Source organism: Altericroceibacterium endophyticum, from assembly GCF_009827595.1.
Taxonomy (GTDB): Bacteria; Pseudomonadota; Alphaproteobacteria; order Sphingomonadales; family Sphingomonadaceae; genus Altericroceibacterium; species Altericroceibacterium endophyticum.
Window position 1 is genome coordinate 302839 of record NZ_WTYT01000005.1, and the last position, 22399, is coordinate 325237.

At 59.5% G+C, this 22399-nt stretch carries 21 protein-coding genes; 15 read left to right on the forward strand and 6 right to left on the reverse strand.

From position 1 onward, the window contains the following. The first annotated feature begins 11 nt into the window (after nucleotides 1–11). Together GRI91_RS12555 and GRI91_RS12560 are read left to right on the forward strand one after the other, a co-directional pair. Nucleotides 12–1613, forward strand: a complete 1602-nt coding sequence (locus GRI91_RS12555) for a carboxylesterase/lipase family protein (protein WP_160737025.1) — start codon at nucleotides 12–14, stop codon at nucleotides 1611–1613. After that, entirely contained in the window at nucleotides 1606–3279 is a 1674-nt protein-coding gene (locus GRI91_RS12560; protein WP_160737026.1) for a tannase/feruloyl esterase family alpha/beta hydrolase, read from the forward strand. The genes GRI91_RS12555 and GRI91_RS12560 overlap by 8 nt, the downstream gene beginning before the upstream one ends. A gap of 58 nt (nucleotides 3280–3337) precedes the next feature. Here the strand turns inward: GRI91_RS12560 and GRI91_RS12565 are convergent, their stop codons facing one another. Genes GRI91_RS12565 through GRI91_RS12575 form a run of 3 tightly spaced genes read right to left on the reverse strand, consistent with a single transcriptional unit; the run spans nucleotide 3338 to nucleotide 5540 of the window. Next, the gene (locus GRI91_RS12565) at nucleotides 3338–3748 is read right to left on the reverse strand and encodes a nuclear transport factor 2 family protein (RefSeq protein ID WP_160737027.1); all 411 of its coding nucleotides are present in this window, start codon (nucleotides 3746–3748) and stop codon (nucleotides 3338–3340) included. After that, entirely contained in the window at nucleotides 3745–4158 is a 414-nt protein-coding gene (locus tag GRI91_RS12570; protein ID WP_160737028.1) for a nuclear transport factor 2 family protein, read from the reverse strand. Before GRI91_RS12570 ends, GRI91_RS12565 begins: the two co-directional genes overlap by 4 nt. Beyond that, complete coding sequence (locus GRI91_RS12575) at nucleotides 4155–5540, reverse strand: spinster family MFS transporter (protein WP_160737029.1); 1386 nt, start codon at nucleotides 5538–5540, stop codon at nucleotides 4155–4157. Before GRI91_RS12575 ends, GRI91_RS12570 begins: the two co-directional genes overlap by 4 nt. Nucleotides 5541–5727: 187 nt before the next feature. On the opposite strand from GRI91_RS12575, the gene GRI91_RS12580 reads away from it, so the two are divergent. Further along, a complete protein-coding gene (locus GRI91_RS12580) occupies nucleotides 5728–6183 on the forward strand; it encodes a MarR family winged helix-turn-helix transcriptional regulator (protein WP_160737030.1) in 456 nt (151 codons plus the stop codon). Between the two features lie 14 nt (nucleotides 6184–6197). Here GRI91_RS12580 and GRI91_RS12585 read toward each other — a convergent pair whose 3' ends face one another. Next, a complete protein-coding gene (locus GRI91_RS12585; protein ID WP_237437849.1) occupies nucleotides 6198–7235 on the reverse strand; it encodes an alpha/beta hydrolase in 1038 nt (345 codons plus the stop codon). A 145-nt stretch (nucleotides 7236–7380) separates the two neighbouring features. Between GRI91_RS12585 and serS the strand changes: the two genes are divergently transcribed. From serS to GRI91_RS12605, 4 genes are read left to right on the forward strand one after another with little or no spacing between them, the layout of a single operon-like run. After that, nucleotides 7381–8658: a serine--tRNA ligase gene (gene serS / locus GRI91_RS12590; RefSeq protein WP_160737031.1), complete on the forward strand. Its 1278-nt coding sequence runs from the start codon at nucleotides 7381–7383 to the stop codon at nucleotides 8656–8658. 24 nt (nucleotides 8659–8682) lie between these two features. Next, nucleotides 8683–9450, forward strand: a complete 768-nt coding sequence (gene surE / locus GRI91_RS12595; RefSeq protein ID WP_160737032.1) for a 5'/3'-nucleotidase SurE — start codon at nucleotides 8683–8685, stop codon at nucleotides 9448–9450. A gap of 6 nt (nucleotides 9451–9456) precedes the next feature. Then, nucleotides 9457–10542 (forward strand): potassium channel family protein, encoded by a 1086-nt coding sequence (locus tag GRI91_RS12600; RefSeq protein WP_160737033.1) that lies wholly within the window; start codon nucleotides 9457–9459, stop codon nucleotides 10540–10542. A 37-nt stretch (nucleotides 10543–10579) separates the two neighbouring features. Next, complete coding sequence (locus GRI91_RS12605) at nucleotides 10580–10807, forward strand: hypothetical protein (protein ID WP_160737034.1); 228 nt, start codon at nucleotides 10580–10582, stop codon at nucleotides 10805–10807. Between the two features lie 12 nt (nucleotides 10808–10819). Here GRI91_RS12605 and GRI91_RS12610 read toward each other — a convergent pair whose 3' ends face one another. Further along, nucleotides 10820–11221 carry a DUF1761 domain-containing protein gene (locus GRI91_RS12610; protein WP_160737035.1) on the reverse strand — a complete coding sequence of 134 codons (402 nt, stop codon included), beginning with the start codon at nucleotides 11219–11221 and terminating at the stop codon, nucleotides 10820–10822. A 78-nt stretch (nucleotides 11222–11299) separates the two neighbouring features. Between GRI91_RS12610 and rimO the strand changes: the two genes are divergently transcribed. Next, nucleotides 11300–12670, forward strand: a complete 1371-nt coding sequence (gene rimO / locus GRI91_RS12615; RefSeq protein WP_160737036.1) for a 30S ribosomal protein S12 methylthiotransferase RimO — start codon at nucleotides 11300–11302, stop codon at nucleotides 12668–12670. Between the two features lie 3 nt (nucleotides 12671–12673). Here the strand turns inward: rimO and GRI91_RS12620 are convergent, their stop codons facing one another. Beyond that, entirely contained in the window at nucleotides 12674–13270 is a 597-nt protein-coding gene (locus GRI91_RS12620; protein ID WP_202385577.1) for an alpha-ketoglutarate-dependent dioxygenase AlkB, read from the reverse strand. Here GRI91_RS12620 and GRI91_RS12625 point away from each other — a divergent pair. From GRI91_RS12625 to GRI91_RS12655, 7 genes are all read left to right on the forward strand, one after another. After that, the gene (locus tag GRI91_RS12625) at nucleotides 13269–13685 is read left to right on the forward strand and encodes a secondary thiamine-phosphate synthase enzyme YjbQ (protein ID WP_160737037.1); all 417 of its coding nucleotides are present in this window, start codon (nucleotides 13269–13271) and stop codon (nucleotides 13683–13685) included. The genes GRI91_RS12620 and GRI91_RS12625 overlap by 2 nt on opposite strands. 48 nt (nucleotides 13686–13733) lie before the next feature. Next, nucleotides 13734–14531, forward strand: a complete 798-nt coding sequence (locus GRI91_RS12630; RefSeq protein WP_160737038.1) for a transglutaminase-like domain-containing protein — start codon at nucleotides 13734–13736, stop codon at nucleotides 14529–14531. 193 nt (nucleotides 14532–14724) lie between these two features. Beyond that, nucleotides 14725–16155, forward strand: coding sequence for a glucose-6-phosphate dehydrogenase (zwf, locus tag GRI91_RS12635; RefSeq protein WP_160737039.1), 1431 nt, complete (start codon nucleotides 14725–14727; stop codon nucleotides 16153–16155). Further along, nucleotides 16148–17959, forward strand: coding sequence for a phosphogluconate dehydratase (edd, locus tag GRI91_RS12640; RefSeq protein WP_160737040.1), 1812 nt, complete (start codon nucleotides 16148–16150; stop codon nucleotides 17957–17959). Before zwf ends, edd begins: the two co-directional genes overlap by 8 nt. Nucleotides 17960–17962: 3 nt before the next feature. Continuing rightward, a complete protein-coding gene (glk, locus tag GRI91_RS12645) occupies nucleotides 17963–18958 on the forward strand; it encodes a glucokinase (protein WP_160737041.1) in 996 nt (331 codons plus the stop codon). Further along, nucleotides 18955–19578, forward strand: a complete 624-nt coding sequence (gene eda / locus GRI91_RS12650; protein WP_237437850.1) for a bifunctional 4-hydroxy-2-oxoglutarate aldolase/2-dehydro-3-deoxy-phosphogluconate aldolase — start codon at nucleotides 18955–18957, stop codon at nucleotides 19576–19578. The genes glk and eda overlap by 4 nt, the downstream gene beginning before the upstream one ends. Then, complete coding sequence (locus GRI91_RS12655; protein WP_160737042.1) at nucleotides 19575–22358, forward strand: phosphoenolpyruvate carboxylase; 2784 nt, start codon at nucleotides 19575–19577, stop codon at nucleotides 22356–22358. Before eda ends, GRI91_RS12655 begins: the two co-directional genes overlap by 4 nt. Nucleotides 22359–22399: the final 41 nt, after the last annotated feature.

Sequence of the window (22399 nt, forward strand, 5' to 3'; positions counted from 1 at the left end):
GGAGAGCAGGCATGGCACACAGTAATGCGCGAATGGCGGGCATCACCCGGCGGACATTCTCTCGCAGATGCGGGCTTATGGCCGGGGCGCTGTTTGCCATGCCTGCCTTCGCGGCAGAAACCACCCCAGTGGTGGAAACCGCCGCCGGCAAACTTCGCGGAATTTGCCGCGTAGGCGTGAATATCTTCCGCGGCATTCCCTATGGCGCGGATACGGGCGGAGCGAACAGATTTGCTCCGCCTCGTCCTCCGCAGCCATGGAGCGGCGTGCGGGATGCAACAACTTTCGGCCTGCGCGCGCCCCAGAATGGCGAGCCTGGAAACGACCCGTTCAGTTCATGGGCGGAGCCTGCCGCTGCGGGAGAGGACTGCCTTGCCCTCAACGTCTGGACGCCCGGACTTGATGACGGGAAACGGCGCCCGGTCATGGTCTGGATCCATGGCGGCGGGCTGGCGGTGGGCTCGGGCGCCAGCCCGATTACCGACGGCACGCATCTGGCCACGCGGCAGGATGTGGTCGTGGTTTCGATCAATCACCGGCTCAACCTGTTCGGCTATCTCTATTTCGGTTCCTTGAGCGATGATCCATCGGTGGCGGCCAATCCGGGGCAACTGGATCAGGCGGCCGCGCTGGAATGGGTGCGGGACAATATCGCGCAATTTGGCGGCGATCCTGACAATGTAACGATCTTTGGCCATTCAGGCGGTGGTTTGAAAATCGCCGGCCTGATGGCCATGCCGCAGGCAAAGGGCCTGTTCCATCGCGCGATCCTGCAAAGTGGTTTCGGCACGGTGACGGTCGCGCCCGAAGATGCCGAGCGCATAACCGCCCGGCTTTGTTCCACGCTGGGAGTCAGCGCGGGTGATGTTGACGCCTTGCGAAACATACCCGTTCCTCGGCTGCTGGCTGCGCTACAGAAAATTACCGGGGGCAATCCCATGTTGGGCCCGGGACTTGTTCCCGATGGCACAGTGATGAAGCAGACCCCGTTTGGCCCTGATCTGCCGGTCATCTCGCCGGACATCCCGGTTCTGACCGGCCATACCAGCACCGAAACGACCGTGCTGTTCCCGCCGGAAAATGCGTTCAGTCTCGACTGGGACAGCCTTCCGCGCGCGTTGGAGGGTCGGGTACGCGACCCCGAGGCTCTGGTCGCCGCATTCCGCACATTGCGGCCGGAGGCGAGCCCGAGCGATCTGTTTTTCGCGATCACGACCGAGGCTGGCATGGGACGCAATGCCAGAACTGTGCTGGAATCCAGAGCGCATGGCGCGACCGCACCTGCTTTTGGCTATCTCGTCAAATGGCAATCTCCCGCTCAAGGTGGGAAGCTGCGCAGCCCGCACGGTGTCGAAGTGCCCATGGTTTTCGACAATGTAGCAGAAGCCTATTCTTCGATTGGTGAACGCGCGGCCAGCGCTCAGCAACTTGCCGATGTGATGAGTGCCTATTGGGCCAATTTCGCCCGCAGCGGCAATCCGAATGGCGATTGCCTGCCCGATTGGCCGGAATATGCGGCGGATAGCCGTGCGACGATGATTTTCGACACGGAGATTTCGACAAGCAACGATCCGTTGAAAGCGGAACAGCTACTGGTGGAAAAATATGCGTAAGCAGCTCACGCAGCTCTCGATATTGTGTGTTTCACTCATCGCGGGGCTGGTGACTGCTGCAGCGCCCGAACCGGCCCGTGCTGCACCAATATCTGCATCATCGGCACCATTGATTGCTCTGCCTGAGCGCGCGGAAATCGCGCCCGTGATGGATTGCGACGCTCTGGTCGTTCCGGTTTCCCAGAACTCGGGCGATATTGTCTATCGCATACGATCCGCGACACGCGAACAGGCGGATCAGGAACATCCCGCATCATGCCTCGTCAAAGGATACACGGCACCGCAGACCGAATTCGAGCTGCGCCTCCCACTGTCCGGCTATAACGGCCGGTTTCTTCAGGGGGGCTGCGGCGGCATGTGCGGGGTCATCGGCACCCAGATCACGCCCCGTTGCAGCAATGCGCATACCGTTTCCGGTGGATTCGCCGTCGCCTTCAACAATGGCGGCCATCACAGCGCCGGCATAGGCGACGCGACCTGGGCTGTCGGCGATCCTGAATTGCGCGAACAATTTGCGCATAAGGCCGCCCATGCCGTGGCAGTAGCATCCAAATCCATCATCCAGCAGTTTTATGGCGCCCCTCCCGAATGGAGTTACTTTGCCGGCTGTTCTGGCGGTGGCCGTGAAGCCTTGGTGGAAGTGCAGCGATATCCGGAGGATTTCGACGGTGTCGTCGCCGGGTCTTCCGTTGCGATGCCCGCTGCGATGCAACTGTTTCTGTGGGAAGCGCAGCAGGGTCTCTATGACGATGGCCGGCCCGTCTTCACTTCCGCGGCTGTAGAACTGCTGCACCGGAAAGTGCTCGATGCCTGCGACACTCTGGATGGAATTCCTGACCGCCAGATCGACGATCCGCGCCAATGCCGTTTCGATCCGGCAGAGCTGGCTTGCAGCGAAGGAGAAGACGGCGATGCCACCTGTCTCAACGCCGATCAGGTTGCGGCTGCACGCGCCTATTACCGGGGCCCCAGCGATGCCGACGGTCATGCCCTGTTTCCCGGCGGCGCGCCTTATGGCGGAGAGCTCGGCTGGATCGGTCGGGGCAGCCCGATCGAGACTGGCAAATTTGCCGCGCAGTCCTTTCTCCAATATCTGCTGCTGCCCGATCTTCCCGCCGATTTCACATGGCGTGACTGGCGCTTTTCAAAAGAGAGCCTGCAACGCCTGATCAAGGGGGGAGAGCTGTATGATGCCGGTCAGCCTGATATTTCCACCTTTCAAAACGCTGGTGGCAAATTGCTGATGTGGCAGGGCTTTGCCGATAATGCGGCCGGTGCTTATGGAATGCTCGACTATTATCAGGCGATGCGCGACCAGATGGGCGGTCTCGATAATGTGCGCAGCTTCGCCCGCATGTTTCTGGTGCCGGGCGGTTATCACTGTGTCGGCGGCTATGTGCCCTACGATCAGGATTTCCTTGGGGCGGTGGTCAATTGGGTGGAAACGGGGAAAGCGCCCGATGCGGTCACTGCCGTGGCCACACTTGACGATGACACCATTCGGACACGACCGCTTTACGCCTATCCGACAGGCACGCGTTATCTTGGCGGTGACGTCAATTCAGCATCCTCTTTCGAACCAAGAGAGCCCTCCAACATTCCGCAGGACGGCTTCGATTGGCCCGGCTCGCTGGCACAGGAAAAACCGCTGCACATATCGTTCTGAGACCTAGGCCGTAGCCCCATAAACAGCACCATCGAGGCACTGTTTATGAGTCTATGGCCTAGCCAGCCTGACGGTATTCCCGCTTCATCACCGCTGCGCGAATACGAATATACTGCCCCGCCCGGGCTTCATATAAGGCAACGCTGTTGATGTAGTAGCGATCGCCCTTGTTCAGCGGGCGAGACGTGAAGTCGGGAATGTTTTCAAGCGCCAGAAATTCAGATTCCAGCTCGGCGGCCAGCAATGGCCCATCACTGAAGCAATTGAGCACCTTGATCGTCCGGCGGGTCTGGGATTTTACCCCCGTATAGAAATCAATAATCGCCTGCCGGCCAATCAGCTCGGTACCATTGCCGATGGTGAGGCGAATGTCAGGCGCATAAAAGTCGCTGAGCGCGGCCCAGTCGCTGGCATTGAAAGCGGCCATATAGGCGCGAAAGTGATCTTCGGGGCTTATTGTATCGGTCATGACGAAGCCCTCTTGCTGCTCGCAACGCGCGCTGTCCGCACGCGGGTGAAGCGCTGATCCTCAATATCGTAGAGCGCGAAGTTGACGCTCCAGCGCTCATCGCCTGCTGCCATTGCGCCAGTTGGCATGTCGGGCCAATCCTTCACAGCACGCAGATTGGTACGCAATTCGGCGAATATATGCTGTCCGTCTCCGGCGCCGACGAAGCTCAGCAATTCGACCCGTTCCTCCAGATATTGACGCACTTCATCATAGAAACGGATCACCGCATCACGGCCAACGACTTGCGCCGCCTGTCCCTGAAAGACCACCTGATCGGCATAATAGGCTCCGAATTCCTCAGAATCCCCTCGGTTGAAGGCAGCAAGATAGGTTTCAAACCAGTCGCGAAGATCGCCCCGCTCGGTCATGCTTCATCCCCCGGCATATAATAATCCTTATCCATGGTTCGCGATGCCAGCAGGAAGCAGAGCGCGGCGACAAAGAATATCCCGACTGCACTCATCAATGCCGATTTGACGCCATAGGCCGCTGCTATCGCGCAAGGGTCAGGGCCGAGCAATTGGGATGCCGCCATAGCCGCTTTCGGCCCGTGGCATTGGGCCGCGAAATCACCCTGAAACGAGATTTTGGCATAATAGTCGCTGAGCCACCCCACGAAGGTCGGACCCAGCCCGTAACCAAAAATCGTATAGAGTATGCTGAACAGGGCCACGCCTGTTGCCCGCATTCGCGGCTCCAGCATGTTCTGGATCATCCCCTGGGTGGGGCCGAAGTATAGCAGCAGGCACGCGCCGGACAGAATGAGCATGCCCGTGCCCAGCGCAACCGACGTCGTGCTGAAAGCGATCCAGTAAAGAAAGGGTGCTATCATCAGCCCTGCAGCCGCGCCCCAGGCCGGCCAGCGGATATCTCCGCGCCCGGCAAGCCAGTCGGTTCCGAAAGAGCCGATCAGCAGGCCCAGCGTCAAAGACACGCCCGATATGACGCCATATAATGTCCCGCCATATTGCACCGGCAAATCATAGGTACGGATCAGAAACACCGCCATGAACTGAGAGATCGAGGTCATGCCAAAACCGGCCAGTGATCCCCCGAGAATGACGAAGAGCAGCGCCCGCTTCCGCCGTATCGCACGCAGGAAAGCCCGGAAATCAGGTGGCGGCGTGCGTGTAACCGGCGTATTATCGACCAGGCCGCGGCGTGGTTCGCGCAGCACCAGCAGCACCAGAACCCCCACGACCACACCAGGAATGCCAAGGGCTATGAAAGCCGCCCGCCACCCCCAGATGCCTCCGATCCAGCCGCCCACCGATGCACCGAGAAAACTGCCTATGGGTGACCCGAGCAGCACCAGCGACATGACGGATGCGCGCTTATCACGCGGGAAGTGATCGCCCACCAAAGATGCCGTCGCGGGCTGCGCTGCGGCCTCGCCCATACCTACGCCGACCCGGCATAGCAGCAACTGGACGAAATTACCGATCAGGCCGCAGGCCGCAGTCATGGCCGACCAGAGAATGATCGCCCCCGCGAGGATCTTCGTGCGTGAAGCGCGTTCGGCAAGACGCCCGATCGGCAAACCAAGCAATGCGTAGAGAAAGGCAAAGGCGAGCCCTTGCAGAATGCCGAGCTGCAAATCGGACAGATTCAGATCGATTTTGATCTGTTCAGCCAGTGCGGCAAAAATTGCCCGGTCCGCATAATTGAAGACCGCCACAAGCGATACGAGACCAATGAACATTCGCCGATAGGAGGGGGAGAGCAGATGCTCCTCGTCATTCTTGTTCAACAGCATCTCCCCTGGGATATCGCGCCAGCCCCCTGAAAGGCAGGACGGAGCCGCACATTTTCAGGGGTTCACCAGACGATTATTTATATCTGATGGCAGCTAGTCCTAATTTTGTTGATCCGTCAACATCTTTAAAGTTGATTTCCCGCTTGGCTCAGGCAATTTCAATCGGATGAAGCCTTCATCCATGTCTGCCCTGTACGGCAGCGATCACTTTCCTTACCAATTGCTTATCCTGGCCAAGAAGATTGACCGCCAGGCCACCCGGCATTTGCACGGCGAATTTGGGCTGACTTTGGCGGAGTGGCGCGTGCTGGCTTTTATCGGTGTTGCGGGGCCATCAAGCGCCAGCCTGATCGGGCGCGATGGTCATGTCGACCGCGCTGAGATCAGCAGGGCAGTGTCCCGATTGACTGAGGCTGGGCTGGTCACGCGGCAACCTGCCGAGAATAATAAGCGCCGGCTGATCATCCATACGACACCGGAAGGTCAGGATTTGTTTATCAAGATCAGAGATCATCGCCGGACCTATTATCAAACCCTAACGCACTCCATTTCCGAAGAGGACAAGAACCGCCTTTCGCAGGCCATCAGAGACATGTCCGAGGAAGTCGACAGGCTACAGGACACGTTAGGGGATTAGTTCTTCCGAGTGGCTCAGCGTGACTTCGCCGCCGGAGATCTGTCCAGATGTTCGCCGAAGAAAGGCAAGACCTTGCTCCGCAAACGCTCCGCAATGCGATTGCCATGGTCGCCAGAATACACTTCCCAATCATGTGCGATGTTGAAGCGCGACAGTTCACCATGCACCGCGTTATTGTCGTTGTAGAGGTTATCCTCGTCACCAACATCCAGCGCAATCGCTTCGTAACTCTTCAATGCCGGCACATATTGCGCCATCATCACCAGAGGCGCATTGGCGGCCATTCGCCCGATAACAAGCGGATCGAGCGCATCCCCCTCAATTCCGGTGTCGATATAGTTGGGCTCACGCGCCGGATCGGGAGACCAGGAGGCAAGAACCGCCAGCGTACTCCGCTGCAAAAAGTCCATATTCTCGTCGTCCGTTCCGTCATTCGCCTCCGCTTCTTTGGCATCGGCAAGCGTAAGGGGGCGCTGGGAGAGGCAGCACGCACTCATGGCGTAGAGACTGGAAAAGATACCGGGATACTTCATGCCCAAACGCAAAGTGCCATATCCGCCCATGGAATGCCCCGCCAAGCCGCGTGACTGCGGTTCGGCAATCGTCCGATAGTTTTCGTCAACATAGGACACCAGCTCATGCGTGACGAAATCTTCGAAATTCCCGGTGGTTGGGGAATTTGAATACATCGCACCGCCATGTTTGCTGTTCCCGTCAGGCACGACCATAATCAGCTCGTTACCTTCAGCCTCCGCGCCGGCGACCGCCCCGGAAAAATCGAGATATTCATCATATCCCTTCGGAGTGCCGAGATAGCCATGGAGGAAATAGACCACCGGATAGCGTGCCTCCGGATGCGTCTCATAGCTGGCCGGCAAAACGACCAGAACATCACGGTTCGCATCGTTTCCCTCAAGGTTGCCGGCAATCGCGTCACTGTGAACAGTGACCCATTCTTCTTTCGCCGCGGGCGCAGACTGCGCATGTGCGCTGAGAGGATGAAGGAAAATGGCAAACGCCGCGGCTAAGGCGAATGGTCTGGCAAGCATCATCTATGTCCTCTCCCTCAATTATGGCATGGCAAAGTAGAGAATTTATTTGAGTTGTCATCGATATTATAGACCGGCATCGAAAACGCCCTTTCCGGCACTGTCCCTACTGGACAAGTCCCGCGCTGAACGGGCATAGCGCGCAGCCATGCATGACCTTCGTTTTATTCGCGACAATCCCGAAACTTTCGATGCCGGACTGGCCCTGCGCGGGGCAGAGCCTGCTGCTGCGCAAATCCTGGCGCTGGATGAACAGCGCCGCGGCGTTTCCACCCGCATGCAGGAGGCGCAAAGCCGCCGGAACGAGGCGTCCAAAGCCATCGGCAAGGCGATGGGCCAGGGTGACACGGAAACCGCCGAAAGTCTGAAGGCCGAAGTGGCTGAACTGAAACAGACCCTGCCCCAGCTTGAAGAGCAGGACCGCGTGCTCTCCGCCGAACTCAATGATCTGATCGCCCGCCTGCCCAATCTGCCGATGGACGGTGTGCCGCAAGGCACGGATGAAGATGACAATCAGGAAGTCAGCCGCTGGGGCACTCCGCGCGAATTTTCCTTTAAACCCATGGAACATGCCGATATCGGCCCCGCGCTTGGTCTCGATTTTGAAACCGGCGCCGCCATTGCTGGTGCGCGTTTCACCTTTCTGAAAGGCCAGATGGCGCGTTTCCAGCGCGGAATCGCGCAATTCATGCTCGATTTCCAGACAGCGACGCGCGGCTATATGGAATGTGCCCCGCCTTTGCTGGTGCGTGACGAGGCTGTTTTCGGCACAGGGCAATTGCCCAAATTTTCGGAAGATTTGTTCCGCACCACCGATGGCCGCTGGCTGATCCCGACGGCGGAAGTCAGCCTGACCAATTCGGTGCGCGAACAGATTATCGATGATCTTTCAGCGCCTTTGCGATTGACGGCCCTGACCCCTTGTTTCCGCTCCGAAGCGGGTGCGGCGGGACGTGATACGCGCGGCTATATTCGCCAGCATCAATTCGACAAGGTGGAGCTCGTCACCATTTGCCGCCCGGAAGACTGGCAGGCAGAGCATGACTATATGACAGCGTCGGCCGAAGCCATTCTGCAAGCGCTTGAGCTGCCCTATCGCAAGATGCTGCTGTGCACCGGCGACATGGGCGCGACGGCGAAGAAGACCTTTGATCTGGAAGTCTGGCTTCCGGGCCAGAGCGCCTATCGGGAAATCAGCTCGGTCAGCTGGTGCGGTGATTATCAGGCCCGGCGCATGAATGCCCGCTATCGTCCTGAAGGTGCAAAGAAAACCGAATTCGTCCATACGCTGAACGGATCGGGCCTGGCCGTCGGACGCACCCTTGTCGCGCTGCTCGAAAACGGGCAGCAGGAAGATGGTTCGGTGGTAATCCCCGATGCGCTCAAACCCTATTGCGGTGGGATGGAGCGTCTGACACCAGCGTAAAACAATAATAAGCGAAAGGATTTCATGCGCATTCTCCTCACCAATGATGACGGTATTCACGCACCCGGTTTTGCGGTTCTGGAGAATATAGCGCGGCAGATTTCCGACGATGTGTGGGTCTGCGCCCCGGCTGAGGAGAATTCCGGCGCCGGCCATTCGCTGACCCTGCACCAGCCCGTTCGGCTGAAGGAGCATGGTGAAAAACGCTATGCCGTGACCGGAACGCCGACCGATTCGGTCAATCTGGCCCTGCGCAAATTCTTTGCTGACAAAATGCCCGACCTGATCATTTCAGGCGTCAATAATGGCGAAAATCTGGCCGATGACGTGACCTATTCGGGCACGATTTCAGCCGCAATGGAAGGCGCCCTGGCCGGCATTCCGGCCATCGCGCTCAGCCAGTCCATGCGCGGCGGCGCTGACGGCCCGGGTTTCGATGCAGCCGAGCAATGGGCCGAGAGAGTCATTCGCCCTTTGCTCACTACGCAAATTCCCCGGCGCTGCGTCATCAACGTCAACTTCCCCGCTTTGCCTGCCGCCGAGGTGAAAGGCATTCGCGTGGTGCGGCAGGGTTTCCACGATTATGCCCGCGGCTCGCTGGTGGAAGCGACCGATCCGCGCGGGCGGCCTTATTTCTGGTTCGGGCTGGACGATATCGAACATTCGCTTGACCACGGCACCGATCTGGAAGCCGTGGCCGAGGGATATATTTCGCTGACGCCTATCCAGCTTGATCTCACCCATTATGCGTCGCTCGGCGATCTGGGTGAAACCTTCGCCCAAAGCAGCTAAAGCGGCATGGCGCAGTCGCACCGCTCCCGCAAATATAATGACGCTGTGCGCAGCCGCCGGTTCACACCGCTGAAACGTGCCGTGCGTGTGCCGGTCTGGGCAGATATCGGCATCCGCCTGTCCGCCGCCCTCGGCCTCGTCTTTCTGGTGGTGATGGTCCATTGGTGGGACCGCGACGGGCTGGTCGATAATCTGGATGGCGAGGTAAGCTTCCTCGACGTCGTCTATTTCACGATGATATCCATCACCACCACCGGCTTTGGCGATATCGCCCCGATCAGCGATCGCGCCCGACTGGTGGAGGCGCTCATCGTGACTCCGATCCGCTTTGCGGTCATTTTCATCTTCGTGGGCACCGCCTACAATTTCATCATCAAACGCAGTTGGGAGAAATTCCGCATGGCCCGCATTCAGGAACAGCTCTCCGACCATTTCGTGGTGCTGGGTTTCGGTGTTTCCGGCTCTGAAGCCGTCGGCGAATTGATCGAACGCGGCACCGATCCCAGCTGTATCGTCGTGATGGACACGCATAAGGATCGCCTGGCCCATGCCGAGGCGCTGGGCTGCAATGTGATCGAGGGCGATGCCACGCGCGACGAAAGTCTGATGGCGGTGCGCATTCGCAAGGCAAAGACCGTTTTGGTTTCAGCCGGGCGTGACGATGCCTCTATCCTGATCGTGCTGACCGTGCGTCATCTGGCACCCAATGTCCCGATCAGCGTCGTGGTGCGCGCGGCCGATAATGAAATTCTGGCCCATCAGGCCGGGGCCGACAATGTGATCAACCCGGTGCGCTTTACCGGCCTGCTCCTCGCCGGTAGCGCGCAAGGGGCGCATATTGCCGATTATCTGGCCGATCTGGCCTCCGTGACAGGGCGGGTACAGCTTGTCGAACGCTCTGTCTTGCCCGAAGAAGTGGGTAAGCCGCTGGCCGAACTGGCCACGGGCGGTAAAGGTCTGCGCGTCTATCGCGGTGCCGGGGCGCATGGCTTCTGGGAAGATGAGGCAGGCATGCTGCAATCGGGCGATATCGTGGTCGAAATCCGCCCGTCGCGCGATGAGCCCGTCACCGATGATGAAGTGGCAAGCTAGGCCGTAAACGCATAAACAGCACCGTCGAGGCGCCCAAATGGCGAACATATCGGAGCAAAGCGCCCGCCGGGAAGGCTGTTTGCCTTTCCAGGGCGATTTGTTTCGAGAGGGAAGCCATTTGGGCGTCGCAAAGCGATTTGGCCAAAATGGCCCATCGCTGCGTCAAGAAGCCTTGAAATATCGACATATTCCCACGCCTTCTTTCCTGACGCTGAGCCATTTTGCCTCAAACCTCGATGGTACTGTTTATGAGTTTACGGCCTAGACCCGCTTCAAATTAACGAAACGCCAGAAACACCAAACCCATCGCCGTCATCCCGGTGATGAGATGCAGCGCATCAATCGCGAACAATTTGCCTGATTTGCGCTGAAACAGGTAATTGATGCCCAGCGCCGGTGTCATGATGGTCAGACCAAAACCGCTGGAAATCATCATCATTCCCCGCACGCTCGGGCTGGTGCGAGCAAATTGGTGGCCCAGCATCAGTGCGATCAGCAGTTCAAACAGAAATGCCAGCGCGAGAATCAACACCATCGGTTTGCCATCGGCAATATGCTGATCGGTCAGGCCCGCTTCGCGCTGCCACAGCTTGCCAAACAGCAATCCGTACCAGATCATGCCCACTGCAAAGAAAGCGCAAGCGGCCAGAAAAACCGCCAGCATATTGATTTCGCCCATGATTGGTCCCATTATCGCTGCTTAGCGCGAACGGTTCGCGCGTGACTTCCGGACATTCAATAGCTAGGGGCGCGCATCATGGCCACCCGCATTCCCGAACAGCGCCGTGTCGGCATGGTTAGTCTTGGCTGTCCCAAGGCTCTTGTCGATTCCGAGCGTATCCTCACCAAGCTGCGTGCCGACGGCTACGCGATGAGCCCCGATTATGCCGGGGCTGATGTCGTGCTCGTCAACACTTGCGGCTTCCTCGATTCTGCCAAGGAAGAAAGCCTTTCCGCCATTGGGGAGGCAATCAAGGAAAATGGCCGCGTCATCGTGACCGGCTGCATGGGCGAGGAAGCGGAGGCGATCCGCGCCAAGTTCCCCGAAGTTCTGGCGATTACCGGCGCGCATCAATATGAAGATGTGGTGGATGCCGTGCATGTGGCCGCCCCGCCCAGCCAAGGGCCCTTCATCGATCTGGTGCCCCAGCCCGATATCAAGCTGACCCCGCGGCATTATTCCTATCTCAAGATTTCAGAAGGCTGCAACCATTCCTGCGCCTTCTGCATCATCCCCGATCTGCGCGGAAAACTGGTCAGCCGCCGGATTGATGCCGTGCTGCGCGAGGCGGAAAAGCTGGTCGCTGCCGGCACGAAGGAACTGCTGGTCATCAGTCAGGACACCAGCGCCTATGGCGTTGATACAAGACATGAGGCACGCTTGTGGAAGGGCCGCGAAACCCGCGCCCATATGACCGATCTTGCGCGCGAATTGGGGCAGCTGCGCACGCCGGACGGCGACACGCCATGGGTGCGGCTGCATTATGTCTATCCCTATCCGCATGTCGATCAGGTCATTCCGTTGATGGCGGAGGGGCTGATCACGCCCTATCTCGACATTCCCTTCCAGCATGCAGCGCCATCCGTGCTGAAAGCCATGAAGCGCCCGGCCAATGAGGCCAAGGTGCTTGATCGGTTGAAAAAATGGCGTGAGATCTGCCCGGACATCACCGTGCGATCGAGCTTCGTGGTCGGCTTCCCCGGCGAAACCGAGGCCGATTTCGAATATCTGCTCGACTGGCTCGAGGAAGCACAGCTCGACCGCGTGGGCGGTTTCCGCTTCGAACCGGTTGAAGGGGCGCAGGCCAATGCGCTGCCTGATCAGGTGCCGGAGGACGTGAAGGAAGAGCGCTACGCCCGGCTGATGGAGAAGACCGAAGCGATCAGCGCGGCCAAGCTCGCCGCCAAGGTCGGCGGATTGCAACAGGTGATCATCGACGAGGTCGGGGAGCCGGATGAAGATGGCGACATTGGTGCCACTGGTCGCAGCCGTGCCGATGCTCCTGAAATCGACGGCGCCGTCTATCTGCGCAATGTTCCTGAAACGCTGAAGCAAGGCGATTTCGTGAATGTCATGGTTGAAGATGCCGACGCGCATGACCTCTATGGTGTGATTGCCACGGACTAACGCCTAGCGCATCGTCCTAAGCGTGATTGAATGCCGGGTTACCTCCATCGGCACGATCGAATGCTCCCATTCCTGCCGCGCTTTGCCGGATAGCCGATAGGCTGACCGGCGAGCGAGCGGGACGGTATGGCGCCGGAAGCCGCCACTTTCCTGCCGCTGCCGGAGACGCAGCACCGCTGGTGCGCTCAGCGACAGGCCCAACACATCGCCATATTGCGGCCGGTCGCGGTGCCAGCCGATCCCTGCCCCAGGATCATAACGGATCAGCAACGCCTGACGCAGAGCCGCAGGGTCAAGATCAAACAACGGCGCAAGCTGATGCTTCAGCGCCTCCAGCCATGCGGGAAAATCCGGCGCGTCGGTCACTTTGCCGCGGGCATAATCATAGGCTGAACCGTAATTTACCGTCAGCCGCTTGCCCTCCCACTGACCGAAGCGGAAGGGTGCGAGCGGCGCGACATCGATCGCCGCAGCATAGTCGCGCTCCTGCTCACACGTGATGGCTTCCTCCACCAGAGTGAGGCCGGGCACCGTAAACGCAGGTGGTGTGTCGGCAAAGAAGTCGCCTTGGCTGTGCATGTCGCCTATATGGGCAGCCATGCGCCAGATTCATACCACGCTGACCATCGCCACGCAGGGGCAAAGCCTTAATGAATGTACCCATGAGATTGCCGACTGGCTCGGCGATAGCGGTATCTCGGATGGCCTGCTGACGATTTTCTGCCAGCACACTTCCGCATCCCTGCTCATCAATGAGAATGCCGCACGCGAAGTGCCGGGCGATATTCTGCGCTGGCTCGATCGGACGGTGCCAGAAGGGAGCCACTATGCGCATGACGATGAAGGCCCGGACGATATGCCCGCCCATATCAAGGCCATGCTGACCGGTAACAGCCTGACCATTCCCGTCGCGGCGGGACAGATGATGCTCGGCACGTGGCAGGGCGTATTTCTGGCCGAACATCGGGCCCGGCCGCATCGGCGGCGGATCATTTTGCATCTGCTGGGCGAATAGGCGCGGGTTTCGGGAAACAGTTTCTGCCGGCGATGGTTGCTGAAACATATGGCTATACACATCACCGCGCATTTCAGTTTCGAACTGGACCAGCCCACCGATCTGCTTCTTCAATTTGAAGCGGCTGCGATCCCCGAACAAACCATCATTTCTGCCACGACGCAGATCGACAAATCGGATTATTTCGCCCGCGTTCCGGCGCAGGATGACATTGGCGAGCGGATCTGGCTGCGCAAGGAAGGCCGCTGTCAGGTCGAATATTCCGCCACGGTCGAGATTGAACGGCTGAGCGTCAATATGGCAGATCTGGCCGCGATGGAACCGCATGACCTGCCTGGCGGCGCAGTCCAATATCTGTTTGATTCGCGCTACTGTCCCGCTGACCGCTTTCAGCCATTTGCGCTGGAGGAATTCGGCACGGTATCGGGCGGTGCAAAGATTGTCGCCATTCGTGACTGGGTCCGCGATCACCTGACTTACGAACCGGGCAGTTCCACCCCCAGCACCACCGCCCTCGACACCTTTTTCGACCGGCAGGGAATTTGCCGCGATTATGCGCATCTGGTGGTCACTCTGGCCCGCGCTTCCGGCATTCCCGCACGGTATGTCAGCCTCTATGCGCCCGGTGTGCAGCCGCCGGATTTTCACGCCGTGGCAGAAGTATTCCTCGCCGATCCCACGATACCCAACGGCGGCGCATGGCATCTGGTTGATGCCACCGACATGGCAACGCCCGATACCAGCGTAAAAATCGGCATCGGCCGCGATGCAGCAGATGTCAGCTTCCTCACCAGTTTCGGCCCCTGCACCTTTGGTGATAAACAAATCGAATGCCGACAAGGTTGAATATAGCGCTACAAGATATAGAGACACTCGGTATGGACGCTTATCCGGCGCCGCAGCAGCACACTCTTTTCCGGATAACGGCAATATAGCACTTGCAGGGAATGCACATGACCTGTGAAGGTGGCGGCGCTGCTGGTGGTATATGCGACCGCCAAAACATCGACTTCAACCGGACTATACCGGAGTTATGCGTATGAGTTTCACCGCCGACCGTCTTCTCCTATTTGGCGCGACCGGGGATCTGGCGCAAAGAATGCTGCTGCCCTCTTTATGCGCACTGGATGCGGATGGATTGCTGGATTCCGAACTCTCCATAATCTGCACGGCCCGTTCGGAAATGACCGATTCCGAATTTCGCAATTTCGCCCGTGCCGCGTTGGAAAAGTTCCTGCCGGCGGATCGCCGTGGCGGTATGGCCGAATTCCTCAATCGCCTGCGCTATCAGCCGCTTGATGCGACCACGCTGGAGGGGTTCGACGAATTGGCGGAAAAAGTCGGCCAGCCGGAAAAGGGCCTGGCGATTTTCCTGTCGACCGCCCCCAGCCTGTTTGAACCCACGATCAAGGGCCTGCAACATAGCGGTCTGGCAAATGGCAATGTCCGCATCGGACTGGAAAAGCCGCTCGGCACCGATCTGGGCTCCAGCTGCGAAATCAATGATGCGGTGGCCTCGGCCTTCCCTGAAGACCGGATTTTCCGGATCGATCATTATCTTGGCAAGGAAACGGTGCAGAACCTGCTGGCCCTGCGCTTTGCCAATATTCTGTTCGAACCGCTGTGGAATGCCAACCATATCGAACATGTTCAGATCACCGTTGCCGAAACGGTCGGGCTGGAAAGCCGGGTCGATTTCTATGACGATGCCGGCGCGCTGCGCGACATGGTGCAAAACCATATGCTGCAATTGCTGGCCTTGGTCGCGATGGAACCGCCCACCAGCTTTGACGCCGCCGCTGTGCGCGATGAAAAGGTCAAAGTGCTGCGCGCCTTGCGGCCCATTGGTGAAGGCGAAAGCGTAACCGGGCAATATCGCGGCGGCGCAGTCAGTGGGAAAATCGTCCCCGGATATGATGAAGAACTGGGCCGCGACAGCGACACGGAAACCTTCGTCGCGCTGAAGGCCCATGTCGATAATTGGCGCTGGAAGGGCGTGCCCTTCTACATGCGCACCGGCAAAAGGCTGAGCGAACGCGTGACCGAAATTGTCGTCCGCTTCCGGCACATCCCCCATTCGATCTTCGATGCCAAAACAGTGCCGAACGAATTGGTGATTGGCATTCAACCCGAAGAGAACATTTCGCTGACCCTCATGGCGAAAGTACCCGGACTGGACCGTGACGGATTGTCGCTGCGCCCGGTTCCGCTCGACATTGCGATGCCTGATGCCTTTACCGGGACACATCGCCGCATTGCCTATGAACGGCTGCTGATGGACCTCATCGAAGGGGATCAGACCCTGTTCGTCAGGCGCGACGAAGTCGAGGCGCAATGGAGCTGGATCGACGGAATTCGGAACCAATGGTCCAGTGAAAAGCTAAAACCTAGAACATATAGTTCCGGCAGCTGGGGCCCAAGCGCCGCCATCGCGCTGGCGGAACGGGATGGAGTAAGCTGGCATGAGTAATCTCAACCCCGTGGTTGAGCGCGTGACCGACCGGATCATCGAGAAATCGAAGGATTCGCGGCGCGATTATCTGGAGCTGATGGACCGCGAGGCGGAACGCCAGCCCGATCGCAATTCGCTCTCCTGCTCCAATCTTGCCCATGCCTTTGCCGGCGCGGAGGAAGACCAGCAGGCAATCAAGACCCAGCGCGGCCCCAATCTCGCGATTATCACCGCTTACAATGATATGCTTTCGGCGCATCAGCCCTATGGCGCATTCCCGCCGCAAATGAAGATCTATGCCCGCGAAGTGGGCGCCACGGCGCAGGTTGCTGGCGGCACTCCGGCCATGTGCGATGGCGTGACTCAGGGGCAGGACGGGATGGAGCTGTCGCTCTTTTCCCGCGATGTAATCGCGCTCTCCACTGCAGTCGCGCTCAGCCATGCGATGTATGATGGCATGGCCTTGCTGGGGATTTGCGACAAGATCGTGCCCGGACTGCTGATCGGCGCTTTGCGCTTTGGCCATATGCCGGCCGTGTTCGTGCCATCGGGACCGATGCCGACCGGCATTGCCAATAAGGAAAAGCAGAAAGTCCGGCAGCTTTATGCTGAAGGCAAGGCAACGCGCGCCGAATTGCTCGAAAGCGAAAGCAAGAGCTACCATTCGCCCGGCACCTGCACCTTCTACGGCACGGCCAATTCCAATCAGATGATGATGGAACTGATGGGCCTGCATATGCCCGGCGCGGCCTTTGTCCATCCCGGCACCCCCTTGCGGCAGGCCCTGACCCGTGCGGCAACGCACCGGCTGGCCGCAATCACCAGCGATGGCGACGATTACCGTCCGCTGTCCCGCTGCGTCGATGAAAAAGCCATTGTGAATGCCGCCGTCGGCCTGCTCTCCACCGGCGGGTCCACCAATCACGCGATCCACCTGCCCGCCATGGCCCGCGCCGCCGGGATCGATCTCGACTGGAACGATCTGGCCGAACTCTCCTCCGTCGTACCGCTGCTGGCGCATGTTTATCCCAATGGATCGGGCGATGTGAACCATTTCCACGATGCCGGCGGGATCGGCTATGTGGTTGGCGAACTGCTTGATGCCGGGCTGGCGCATAAGGATATTATGACGGTCGGCGGCGCGGATATGTCCGCTTATGCCGAAGAACCCATTCTTGATGGCGACACGCTCACCTGGCGCCCCGTCGGGCCGAGCGGCGATGACACCATGCTGCGTCCGGCAAGCAACCCGTTCCAGCCCGATGGCGGAATGCGGCTGGTTCAGGGCAATCTTGGCCGCGCCTGTTTCAAGACCAGCGCGGTTGAGAAACAGCGCTGGACGGTTGAGGCTCCCTGCCGCGTTTTTGAACGTCAGGAGGATGTGTCCAAGGCCTTCTCCGCAGGCGAACTTGACCGCGATGTGGTGGTCGTTGTTCGTTTTCAGGGGCCCCGCTCCAATGGCATGCCCGAATTGCACAAGCTGACACCGCCGCTCGGCGTGCTGCAGGATCGCGGTTACAAGGTCGCGCTGGTCACGGATGGCCGCATGTCGGGCGCCAGTGGCAAGGTGCCTTGCGCGATCCATTGCACACCCGAAGCGCTGGGCGGCGGACCGCTGTCTCTGCTGCGTGATGGCGATGTGATCCGGCTTTGCGCTGAAGAGGGCACGCTGGAAACGACGGCCGACCTCAGTGCACGGGAACCGGCCGAACGCCCGGCAGCGGCAATGGGCATGGGCCGGGAACTGTTCGGCATGTTCCGCGCCAATGCTGACAGCGCCGAAAAGGGCGCGTCGTCCATGTTGGCCATGGGGGGCCTGTAAACCATGCAAGGCCAAGCCAGTGATCTGGTCGCGCTCGATATTGGCGGCACCCATGCTCGTTTCGCATTGGTGCGTTTCGCAGCAGATGGTTCGATTGCGATGGATGACCCCATCACGTTGAAAACCAGCGATTTCGTCAGCCTGCAAACCGCTTGGGAAGAATTTGAAAATCGGGTCGATGGCCCCGTTCCCCGTGCTGCCGCGCTTGCCCTCGCCGGCCCGGCAACCGGTGAAACCGTGCGGCTGACCAATAATAGCTGGGCGATCCATACCGGTGCTCTGGATGAACAGCTGGGGCTCGACCGCGTCTGCGTGCTGAATGATTTTGCCGCCGTCGCCCATGCCGTGGCCCGCGCACCGGAGGATCAGTTCCTCCATCTGACCGGCCCGGAAACGCCGCTGCCGCTAAATGGTACGATCAGCGTGATCGGCCCCGGCACAGGCCTCGGCGTTGCGCATCTCTGGCGCAGTGGTGCAGAGCATTATCACGTGCAGGCGAGCGAAGGCGGACATATCAATTTCGCCCCAACCGACCATATTGAAGATGCGATCCTGTCCCGCCTGCGCGCGCGACATCGCCGGGTATCGGTCGAACGCGTGGTTTCGGGGCCGGGTATCGTCGAAATCTACAACACCCTCGCCGCGCTGGAAAAAAAGGCGGTGGATGATCTGGGCGACCGCGCGATCTGGGAACGCGGCATGAAACGCGAAGATAAGCTGGCCGAGGCTGCGATCGAGCATTTCTGCCTCGCTCTGGGTAGTGCGAGCGGCGACTACGCCCTCGCCCATGGCTCCCGCGCGGTCGTTATTGCAGGCGGCCTTGGCTATCGCATCCGCGAAACGCTCAAACGGTCCGGCTTTGCCGACAGGTTCCGTTTCAAGGGCCGGTTTGAACAGGCGATGATGCGCCTTCCCGTCAAACTCATCACCCATCCACAGCCGGGGCTGTTTGGCGCTGCCGCAGCTTTTCAGCGTGAACATCTTTCGGAGACAGCATGACCATGGCCCACAATATTGAACAGATCATGCGGACAGCCCCGGTTATTCCGGTGCTGGTGATCGATGATGCGGCGCAGGCGCGTCCCTTGGCCGAAGCGCTGGTGAAAGGCGGGCTGAAAGTCCTCGAAGTGACCTTGCGCACCCCCGCCGCGCTCGATGCGATCCGCGAGATGAAGCAGGTCGAAGGCGCCATTGTCGGCGCAGGCACAGTCACCAATCCGGATGAGCTGGACGCGGCAATAGCAGCGGGAAGCGAATTCATCGTCTCCCCCGGCCTGACCGAGAATCTCGGCAAAGCGGCCATGTCTGCGGGCATTCCGTTTCTGCCCGGCATCGCCAATGCTGGAGACATTATGCGCGGCCTCGATCTGGGGCTGCGGCATTTCAAATTCTTCCCGGCCGTGGCGGCTGGCGGCATACCGGCGCTGAAAGCGCTCGCCGCTCCCTTTGGTCAGTGCCAATTCTGCCCGACAGGCGGAATTTCGCTGGACACCGCACCAGACTGGCTCAGCCTTGATCCCGTCTTATGCGTCGGCGGCAGCTGGATCGCGCCAAAGGGGTCAGTTGATTACACGGCAATCGAAGCAGCCGCGCAAAAGGCGTGCGAACTGGGGGTATGATGAGCGTAGGCGATCTTCTCGACAGACTGCAGGAACTGCATCACCGGACCGCGGAAACCCCGCTGTTCAATCCGGTATTTCAGCTATCCCTCGAACTCTCCCGCAAGCTTGAGGCAGGAGAGCTGACGCTCGATCAGTGTGAGGCGCTGATTGGGGAGCTTGAATGCGACGCCTTGCAAAGCCGCGCCAAGCGCCTTCAGCGTATGGTCGATCCGGTGAATGTCGAGACGAATGCCGATCGCTTTGCGGCGCTTTTGTCGCAGGAATCAGGCGATCTTTCCGCCTTTCGTGCCCGCTGGGAAGAACCGCAGCTGCATGCGGTATTCACAGCCCATCCCACCTTTCTGTTGCCGCATGACCAGGCCAGCACCGTGGCCGAAGCGGCCAGCAGCGACGAGGCAATCGACACGGACACATGCAGCATCGGCGCAGAGCGGCCTGCCGTCACGCTGGATTACGAACATGATGAGGCGATGCAGGCCATTGCCAATGCCGGTGCCGCGCGTGACACGCTGGTCGAAGCAATCCTGCGCAAGGCCCAGCAAAGCTGGCCCGATGCCTGGCAGCAAATGCAACCGCTGCCATTCCGCTTCGCCAGCTGGGTCGGCTATGACATGGATGGTCGCACCGATATTGCCTGGTACACCTCCATCGCCTTCCGTCTGGCCGAAAAGGAGCGGCGACTGGGTGCCTATGCCGTCTCGCTGGCACGGATCGATCCGGACCATAAAGTTCTGAAGACCCTCGAAGCCGCGCAGAAGCGTGCGGGCGAGCAAGCTGCGGCGTTCCGCGCAGATTTGTCAGACCCCGCAGCGCTGAGCGCCGCGGCCAATGATCTGACGGCAGAGCATCCCGATAAGCTGGTCTCGCTCACCCCGGTAATCGATCAGCTGGAAGCCGAAGCGCGTGACAGTGACAAGGAACGCGCCATTGCGCTCAAAACCCTGACCGCCGCGATGCGCGCCGATGGGCTGGGCATGGGGTGGATCCACTTCCGCGTTAACGCCAAGCAATTGCACAATGCCATTCGCCGGCGGCTGGATAGTGATGGCGGGCTTAACCTTTCGAGCATGAGCGCCATTGCCACCTTGCGCAAAGCACTCAAGGAAGTGACCCCGCTGCGCACCAATTTTGCTGCGCTGGCCATCGAAAGCAGCACCGCCATCCGGCAGTTTCTGGCGATGGCGCAGATCCTGCACCACATTGACGGCGATGCGCCGATCCGCATGCTGATTGCCGAATGTGAAGAGCCGGCCACCATTCTCGCCGCACTCTATTTTGCCAAGCTGTTCGGGATTGACGAAAAAGTCGATGTCTCGCCGCTGTTCGAGACCGAAAGCGCGCTGGAGCATGGCGGGCGTTTCCTCGATGCTCTGCTGGCGGAAGATATTTACCGTGACTATGCCCGTAAGCGCGGCCGCATTGCCATCCAGACCGGTTTTTCCGATGCGGGCCGCTTTGTCGGACAGATCCCTGCCAGCCTCGCCATAGAGCGTTTGCAGGGCCGCCTTGCCGAAGCGATGAAGCAGAATGGCCTGACTGAAACCTCCGCGCTGATTTTCAACACCCATGGTGAAAGCATGGGACGCGGCGCGCATGCGAACAGTTTTGAGGATCGGCTGGCATGGCCGCTGAGCCCATGGGCCCGCCGCCGTTTCGTCCGCGCCAATATCCAGCTCGAACCTGAAGTCAGTTTTCAGGGCGGCGATGGCTATATGTATTTCGCGACGAGCGATCTGGCGCTGGCCACCTTGACGCGGATTGCAGAGGCACGGCCCGCCGCGACCGATCCCGATGCGCCGACCGACCCGTTTTATCGCCGCACGGATATCAGCCTCGATTTCTATCGCGCTATTCGCGATCATCAGCATGATCATCTCGAAAGCCGGACCTATTCGCGCGCCATCACGGCCTTTGGTCTGGGCTTGCTGAATTCTACCGGCAGCCGCGTATCTCGCCGTCAGTCGGATTTGTCGGCTGATCGCGAGATGAGCCTGCGGCAGATCCGCGCCATTCCGCATAATTCCATCCTGCAGCAACTGGGCTACCCCGTGAATGTGATTGCCGGGATCGGCAGCGCGGCGGATGGCAATTATGAAGAATTGGCCGAGCTGCTGCGCGACAGTGCGCGCGGCCAGCAATTGATCAGGTTGGTGCGGTCAGCCAATGCGCTGGCCAGTATCAAGACGGTCGCTGCACATGGCGAATTGTTCAATTCCGCCTATTGGGCCAGCCGCCCCTATCGCGGGTTTGAAAGCCATCTGTCAGAACCCTGTGAAGCCCTGGCAGAATATCTGATCAAGGATGACCGCACGGGCGTGTTCCGTCGGCTTGCCTCACGCCTGCGAGTGGACGCGCTCAAGCTACACCGGCTGCTGGAACTGATTCCGGACGAAGAACCGATGGAAGACCGCGAACATGTGCGGCGGGCCATCGGTGTCATGCATGCTTTGCGGCTGGCGCTGTTCCAGCACATGTTCATTCGCGCCGTTTCCATCCCGGCCTTCAGCCGCGCCAATGACATCAGCCGCGACGATGTGCTGGAAATGGTGTTCACTCTGCGGATTGACGATGCGCTGGCACAATTGCGGCGGGCCTATCCGATCAGCTTCCCGCAAATTGGCGATTTTGCACTTGATGAAGCCAGCGATTGGCCCGATCGTGCGGATGAAGGCTACGGCGCTATTCGCCGCGATTATATTGAACCCATTGACCGCGCCTATGGCCTGTCTCTGCGGATTTCCACCGCGATCGCCAATGAATTCGGCGCGCATGGCTAGGCGTCTTCTCCTTGCATGACATGTGCACGCTCGATCTCGAT